The 7,955-nt window shown below is 60.4% G+C and carries 7 protein-coding genes; 2 read left to right on the plus strand and 5 right to left on the minus strand.

The window, feature by feature from the left end:
* Nucleotides 1-375, plus strand: a 375-nt coding sequence (locus OQK_RS24390) for a tyrosine-type recombinase/integrase (protein ID WP_016774724.1), incomplete at its 5' end; no start/stop codon positions are given.
* 5 nt (nt 376-380) lie between these two features.
* Here OQK_RS24390 and OQK_RS24395 read toward each other — a convergent pair.
* The 5 genes from OQK_RS24395 to OQK_RS24415 form a co-directional block, all read right to left on the minus strand.
* Nucleotides 381-932, minus strand: a complete 552-nt coding sequence (locus OQK_RS24395; RefSeq protein ID WP_016774725.1) for a PqiC family protein — start codon at nt 930-932, stop codon at nt 381-383.
* Nucleotides 933-949: 17 nt separating this feature from the next.
* Entirely contained in the window at nt 950-2,605 is a 1,656-nt protein-coding gene (locus OQK_RS24400) for a PqiB family protein (RefSeq protein ID WP_016774726.1), read from the minus strand.
* Nucleotides 2,606-2,850: 245 nt separating this feature from the next.
* Nucleotides 2,851-4,152: an NAD(P)/FAD-dependent oxidoreductase gene (locus OQK_RS24405; RefSeq protein WP_016774727.1), complete on the minus strand. Its 1,302-nt coding sequence runs from the start codon at nt 4,150-4,152 to the stop codon at nt 2,851-2,853.
* A complete protein-coding gene (locus OQK_RS24410) occupies nt 4,149-5,237 on the minus strand; it encodes a polyamine ABC transporter substrate-binding protein (RefSeq protein ID WP_016774728.1) in 1,089 nt (362 codons plus the stop codon). The genes OQK_RS24405 and OQK_RS24410 overlap by 4 nt, the downstream gene beginning before the upstream one ends.
* Nucleotides 5,238-5,423: 186 nt before the next feature.
* On the minus strand, nt 5,424-6,782 hold the full coding sequence (locus tag OQK_RS24415; RefSeq protein WP_016774729.1) for a glutamine synthetase family protein: 1,359 nt from the start codon (nt 6,780-6,782) through the stop codon (nt 5,424-5,426).
* A gap of 162 nt (nt 6,783-6,944) precedes the next feature.
* Between OQK_RS24415 and OQK_RS24420 the strand changes: the two genes are divergently transcribed.
* A complete protein-coding gene (locus OQK_RS24420; protein ID WP_016774730.1) occupies nt 6,945-7,841 on the plus strand; it encodes a helix-turn-helix domain-containing protein in 897 nt (298 codons plus the stop codon).
* Nucleotides 7,842-7,955: the final 114 nt, after the last annotated feature.

Genomic DNA, 7,955 nt, shown 5'->3' on the forward strand with positions numbered 1-7,955 from the left:
CAGCTGATCAAGTACGCGCCGGCCTGGGCCTTTGCCAAGCTCGACGCCTGGCTGGAACTGCGTCGTTCACAGCTCAAGGAAGGCGAGAGCGACGATGCATTCCTGTTCAATCGCATACGCCGGGGCAGCCACATCACCCGCGAGCGCATCACCAAACACGCGATTTACTACATCGCCCGCCAGCGCGGTACGCAGGTCGGGGTGAAAATCATGCCCCACGATTTTCGGCGTTCATTCATCACCCGGGTGATCGAAGAGCACGACCTGTCGATCGCGCAGAAACTCGCGCATCACAGCAATATCCAGACGACCGCCAACTACGATGTGCGCGATGACAACGAGCGGCGGCGGGCGGTGGATCGCTTCGATTTGTGACGCGATTAGCCCGATGAAGGGCAATTGCGCGCGGCCGTCGCAGCCTGAGTGATTTGTGCAGCAAGCCGTTTGACGTTGTTCTGTTGCGCAGTCACCAGCTCTTCGATGCTTGGCCCTGAAGGAGTCTGCAACACCGAGCGGCAGGTGAGCAGCGCCGCGTCCGTCGCACCCAGCGGGCGCACCCGCCATTTCACGTCGATCAAGGCGTACTGGCCGGGAATCGAATCGAAGCGCTGCACGTCGATACGCACGGAGGCGCGCTGCTGGCCGACACCGCTGCTCAATTGATCGATCAGCGCGCCGCGCAACTCATCGGCGAGAGTGGCGCTCCACCAATCGGTTTCCAGAATCGCCACGCCGCTGTTGCCCTGGCGAATCACTATCTGCGCGCGATCGACCTGTGGCGGCACGCTGATGCTTTCTATGGCGATGTCGGCGCCGTTGCGGCTGGCACCCGGTTGTGCCGGGGTCAGCGTATGAAAGCTGATCGGGTCGCTACGGCACGCAGTCAGCAGCACGAAGGCAGCGAGCACGGTGATCTTCAACGGTAAAGCCATGGATTCAGCTCCTGTGCTCAATTGCGTGGCGGTCCTTTGAGGTCCAGCGGCGCGGCGTTGTCGGGACGCCCGCGAATCAGCGACTCAGGGTGGCGACCGAGGTAATCCGACAGCTCTCGCAACGAGCGCGACATGCGCCCGAGTTCGTCTAGGGTCTCGGTGAGTTGCTCACGTTGCGGTGAGTCCTCGGCGAGGGTCGAATTGGCGGACTGCAAGGTCTTGCTGACATCGGCGAGGGTGCTCTGTACACCCGGCAGAGTCCTGGCGTTGAACTGCTTCAGGCCCTTGCGCAGCTCGACCAGATTGCCGTCGAGGTTGCTGGCGATGCGTTCAACCGGCAATGCGTTGATCTTGTTGACCATCGCCTCGAGTTTTTCCTGCAATTGTTCGAGGCTGCCGGGAATGGTCGGAATGGTGACCGGCCGTGCCTTGGGGTCGAACGCGACTTTCGGCGCTTTGGGGTAGAAATCCAGCGAAATATACAACTGACCGGTGAGCAGGTTGCCATTGCGGGCCTGGGCGCGCAGGCCATTTTCAATGAACGTGCCGATCAGGCGCGCGCCGGTGGCCTCGTCGTTTTCGTCGCCATGGTAGGTCTTGAGAATCTTCGCGTGGGCACGGCCGAGTCGCTGCGGATAAATGACAATGCCGACATTCACCGGAAAGGTGCGCTTGACCTCGTCGAAGTCGAGATTGACCGCCACCACCCGGCCGATTTCGATACCGAGAAACTCGACAGGCGCATCCACCTTGAGTCCGCGCAAGGCCTGATCAAACCGCAGCGCCAGGTATTGCGCCTTGCCGTCGGGCGGGGCGAGGGCGGCGGTCTGGTTGGCAAACAGCTCGAAACTCTTGTCGTCGCTGGCCGGCTTATCGTCGGGGCTGTAGTCCGGGGCGCGGAAAGCGATGCCGCCGACCAGCAGGGTCGACAGCGATTCGGTTTTCACCGCAAAGCCGTTGGCGCCGACATTGATGTCGATGCCACTGGCGTTCCAGAAGCGGGTGTTTTCGGTAACGTAGGCATCGTTGGGCGAATGCACGAACACTTCGATGTTGACGCCTTTGCCGTCCGGGTCCAGCGCGTAGGACACGACCTGGCCAACCGGAATCTTGCGGTAATAAACGGGGGAGCCGATGTCCAGCGAGCCAAGGTCCGCGGTGTGCAGCGTAAAGCGTTTGCCCGGTTCGCCGTAGGTGATCGGCGGCGGGTTCTCCAGACCTTTGAAGTTTTTTGAGCGGGTATTGGCCTGACCTATGTCGGCACCGATGTAATCGCCCGACAGCAGCGTATCGATGCCCGAGACCCCGCCGGCGCCGATACGTGGACGCACCACCCAGAATTGCGAATCCTCGCGGGTGAAGGCTTCGGCCTGCTTGGCCAATTTGATCGTGGCGTTGACGTGTCTATGGTCGTTGGCCAATTCGACGTCGGAGACATGGCCGATGACCACGTTGCGGTACCGGACTTCGGTCTTGTTCGCGGTCAGGCCATCGCCGGTCTTGAAGGTAACGGTGATGACCGGGCCTTCCTGAAGGATGTTGTGAATCACCAGCGAAATCCCGACCAGCACCGCCACAATCGGCACGATCCATACCAGTGAAATAGCGAAACGGCGGGTTTTGATCGGCGCCTGACCGGGTGCTCGCGGCTCATCGCTGGCTGACGACTTCATCCATGTCCTCCTCAATTAATCGGGCCCTGAGCGTCGGGAACGCAAAAGCACTTCATCAATATAGAAGTGCTTGGCGATAGAGCAAATGTGTATAGCTGGCGTGGGACGCGATTGCAGTGCAAGGAGCTGCCGAGGGCTGCGACCTGATCGTTCCCATGCTCTGCGTGGGAATGCAGCCCGGGACGCTCTGCGTCCCAAGATCGCAGCCTTCGGCAGCTCCTACAGGAGCCAGAGTCGTGGCGGGCTCAGCCGAGCATTTCGCGCAGGCGATACCAGAACATGCCCAGCGCCAGCAGCGGCGAACGCAAGGCCGGGCCACCGGGGAAGGTCATGTGCGGCACGCCGCTGAACACGTCCATGCCTTGGCTGTGCCCGGCATGAATGGCTTCGCCCAACAACTTCGCGCACCAGTGCGTGACGTTGAGGCCATGACCGGAATAACCCTGCGCGTAAAACACGTTCGGGTGCTGTTTGAGTCGGCCAACCTGGGGGAAGCGATTGGCGGTAATGCCGATCTTGCCGCCCCATTGGTAGTCGATGTGCACATCGGCCAGTTGCGGGAACACCTTGAGCATTTTCGGGCGCATATAGGCGGCGATGTCCGCCGGATCGCGCCCGGAATAATGACAAGCGCCGCCAAACAGCAACCGTCGATCAGCCGAGAGTCGGTAATAGTCCAGCCCGACTTTTTGATCGCACAGCGCCAGGTTCTGCGGAATCAACTGGGCGGCGCGGCTTTCGTCCAGCGGCTCGGTGGCGATGATGTAACTGCCGGCGGGCAGCACCTTGCCGCTGAGTTTCGGCTCGAGGTCATCCAGATGCGCGTTGCAGCCGAGCAACAGGCTGCCGGCGCGCACTGAACCCGTGGCGCAACGGACCTCGACAGTCGGGCCATGGAGGATTTCCAGCACCGGACTCTGCTCAAAGATACGCACGCCCAGCGATGCCGCGAGACGCGCCTCACCTTGCACCAGATCAAGCGGATGCAAGTGCCCCGAACCCATGTCGATCAATCCGCCGGCGTACACACCAGCGTCGACCACTTGCTGCCGGATCTGTTCCGGCCCGACCAGCCTCGTTGCGTGGGCATAGTCGAGTTCGGCGAGGCTGTCCTGTTCCTGCTTGAACGCGGCGAATTGCGCGGCGGTGTTGGCCAGTTCGCAAAAGCCCCAGCGCAGATCACAGGCGATGGCGTTGTCAGTGATGCGCTGGCGCACCAGCTCCACCGAATCAATGCCGGCGCGCTGCAGATAGCGCACGCCGTCCTGGCCAAGGTAGCGAGCGAACCCCTCGACTTCATGGCCGATACCGCGAATCAGCTGACCGCCATTGCGCCCGCTGGCGCCCCAGCCGATACGTCGCGCCTCGAGCAACACCACCGACAAACCGCGCTGCGCCAGCTCAATCGCGGTATTGACGCCAGTGAAGCCGCCACCGATTACGCAGACGTCGGCAAGCAAATCACCATCCAGCGCAGGGTAGGGCGTGCTCGCCCGCGCAGAAGCGGCGTAATAAGAGCCGGTGTGTTGTGCGCTGTGCTGATTCATTTGTTCGACTTCACTTTGCTCCACGACCGGGTCATCAGACGCATGATCGCTTGGGGCGGGGTCGAGGAAATGTAGAGTTTGTCGAGCACCGACTGCGGCGGATAAACCTCAGGGTTGTTGACCAGTTCCTCATCCATGAACGGCTTGGCCGCCGGATTCGGATTGGCGTAGCCGACGGTGGCGCTGACCTTGGCGATCACCTGCGGATCGAGCAGGTAATTGATGAAGGCGTGCGCCTCTTTGGCGTTGCTCGCATCGGCTGGGATCGCCAGCAGATCGAACCACAGGTTGGCGCCTTCCTTGGGGATGGCGTAAGCGATATTCACACCGTTCTTGGCTTCCTTGGCGCGGTTGGCTGCCTGGAACACATCGCCGGAGTAACCGAACGCGACGCAGATGTCGCCATTGGCCAGGTCCGACACGTACTTGGAAGAATGGAAATAGGTGATGTACGGGCGGATGCTCAGGAGCTTGGCTTCGGCCTTTTTGTAGTCTTCAGGGTTTTCACTGCGCGGGTCCATGCCCATGTAGTTGAGGATGGCCGGGAAGACTTCGTCGGCGGAGTCCATCATCGACACGCCGCACTGGCTGAGCTTCTTCAGATTTTCGGGTTCGAACAGCACGGCCCAGGAGTCGATGTGGTCGATGCCGAGCACTTGCTTGACCTTGTCGACGTTGTAACCGATGCCGTTGGTGCCCCACAGATAGGGAACCGAGTGCGCATTGCCGGGATCATTTTTCTCAAGCAATTCAAGCAGTTTCGGGTCCAAGTTCTTCCAGTTGGGTAACTGTGAACGATCGAGCTTCATGAACGCGCCGGCCTTTACCTGACGGGCGAGGAAATGGTTGGACGGCACCACCACGTCGTATCCGGTGCGACCGGCGAGGAGTTTGCCTTCAAGGGTTTCGTTGGAGTCGAAGACGTCGTAGATCACCTTGATCCCGGTCTTGCTCTGGAAGTCGGCGAGGGTGGTTTCGCCGATGTAGTCGGTCCAGTTGTAGACGCTGACTTGGGGCTCGGCGTGGGCTACGGCACTGAACAGCACGCTCAGTGCGACCGGGAGTACGGATTTCAATAGACGCATTTCGACACCTCTTCTTGTAATGATCGCTCCCACGCTCTGCGTGGGAATGCCGCAACGGACGCTCCGCGTTCGGCTTTGGATGGGACGCAGAGCGTCCCGGGATGCGTTCCCACGCGGGAGCAGGGGAACGATCAACTGTGCGGCCGTCTTCGCGAGCAGGCTCGCTCCCACAGTAACGGGGCGGGGTCAGACGCTCAGCAGCAGGAACTCACGCTCCCACGAGCTGATCACGCGTTTGAAGTTTTCATGCTCGGCGCGTTTGACCGCGACGTAACCACGGACGAATTTGCTGCCCAGGTACTCGGCGACCTTCGGGCACTCTTCCATCTGCGTCAGGGCTTCTTCAATGGTGATGGGCAGGCGCAGATTGCGCCGTTCGTAGGCCCGGCCTTCGACCGCCGCGCTCGGCTCGATCTTCTCGACCATGCCGATGTAGCCGCACAGCAGGCTTGCGGCAATCGCCAGATACGGGTTGGCGTCGGCGCCGGGCAAGCGGTTCTCCACGCGCATCGATTCCGGCCCCGATGTCGGCACACGCAGGCCAACCGTGCGGTTCTCTTCGCCCCATTCGACGTTGACCGGTGCCGAGGTGTCCGGCAGGAAGCGGCGGAACGAATTGACGTTCGGCGCGAACATCGGCAGGACTTTCGGGATGTATTTCTGCAAGCCACCGATGTGATGACGGAACAGCTCGCTCATGTTGCCCTCGGCATCGGCGAAGATCGGCTGGCCCGTCGCGATCTCGACCACGCTCTGGTGCAGATGCATGGCGCTGCCAGGCTCGTCGCCGATCGGCTTGGCCATGAACGTCGCGGTGACGTTGTGCTTGAGCGCCGCTTCGCGCAGGGTGCGCTTGAACACGGTGATCTGGTCGGCCAGATCCAGCGCATCGCCATGACGGAAGTTGATTTCCATCTGCGCCGGGCCGTCTTCGTGGATCAGCGTGTCGAGATCCAGGCCTTGCAGTTCGCACCAGTCGTAGACGTCTTCGAACAGCGGATCGAATTCGTTGGCGGCATCGATCGAGAACGACTGGCGCCCGCTTTCCGCACGGCCCGAACGGCCCAGCGGTGCCTTGAGCGGCAGGTCCGGGTCTTCACAGCGTTGGGTCAGGTAGAACTCCATTTCCGGCGCGACAATCGGCTTCCAGCCCTTGTCGGTGTAGAGCTGCAGGACTTTCTTCAGCACGTTGCGCGGCGACAGTTCGATCGGATTGCCAAACTTGTCGAAGGTGTCGTGGATGACGATGGCGGTCGGCTCGATGGCCCACGGAATAACGTACACGGCGTCGGAAACCGGTTTGCAAACCATGTCGATGTCGGCCGGGTCAAGCAGGTCGTAGTAGATGTCGTCGTCGACAAAATCCCCGGTTACCGTTTGCAGCAGCACGCTTTCCGGCAGGCGCATGCCGCGCTCATGCAGAAACTTGTTGGTCGGTGCAATCTTGCCGCGGGCGATGCCGGTCAGGTCGCTGACCACGCATTCGACTTCGGTAATCTTGTGATCTTTCAGCCAGGTGAACAGCTGATCGAAAGGGGCGTTCATAAAGACCTCGTTATTGGTTTTGTAGACGCCGGGGAGGGCGGGTTTCATCTTCCGCCCCTTCCCCTGTGGCGCGTTGGCGACTATCTTGGGCGCGGCTTGCGATTCCATCTATCCACTTTCAGCAGCACCAAAGCGCACCAAAAGAGTGCGCAAGGTCACCCCATGACAACGTGCAATCCGCTTCAGGTACAAGCGTTCAATACCGCCGACGTGGCCGAGCAAATCCGCGCTACACCGGGCTGGGTCCAGCATTACCAGCAGATGTCGCCGGGGCATTTCGCCGGGCAGATTCGCTATCTCGACCTGCAGGGCGTCGAGGTTTACGAAGAGCAGATGAACACCCGGGTCGAACAGAATTTCAGCGCGCCATCCGGGGCTCTGGCGTTCTGTTTTGATCGCAGTGACAACGCGCTGTATCTGCTCAACGAAGAGAGCCGCAACATCTGGATCACCCCGGAGAACTACCGGGAAATCGCCGTGGTATTTGGTCCGGACTTTGTCCGCGAGCACGGTTTGCAAGTGGCAAAGCTCGAGGGTTTGTTCATGGCGCCGCTGAACTGCGGCCAGAACGCTTTGTTCAGCGGCTGGTTAAGCTCGATTCTCACGAAGTTGTCGCGAGCTGCTGATCCACTTGATAAAGATCGCCTGACTCAACAGTTGCTTGAGGACTGCCTGTTCATCCTTGATAACGCTCACACCAGCCTTGATCGCAGCGGATTGCAGCGGCGCAACAACGAACGCCAGATCATCAAAAGAGTAGGGGAGTGGGCGGCTGATTCGCCGGAAGACACGGTTAATCTGCTCGAACTTTCTCACGTTGCCGGCGTGCCGCTGCGCCAGTTGCAACAGGCATTCAAGGCCTACACCGGGATGACCCCGAGCCACTGGTTACGCCTGAGGCGGCTGAACAGTGCGCACCGTGAATTGCTCAAGCGCAGGCCCACGGAAACCACCGTTGCGGAAGTGGCGATGCGCTGGTCGTTCTGGCATCTGGGGCGGTTTTCCAGCAGTTACCGCGCGCTGTTCAAGGAGCTGCCGAGCGAAACGCTCAAGCGCTGAGCAGAAAAAGGCTTTGTGTCCTTCGAGAAGTTAAATAGAATCAGTCTCATTTGAATCTACCTTCGCGCAGGGTCTCTTGAGATGATTGAAGCTACGTCACCGTCGGAGCAGAGC

Origin of the sequence: Pseudomonas sp. R62 (assembly GCF_000257605.1) — a bacterium.
Taxonomy (GTDB): Bacteria; Pseudomonadota; Gammaproteobacteria; order Pseudomonadales; family Pseudomonadaceae; genus Aquipseudomonas; species Aquipseudomonas atacamensis.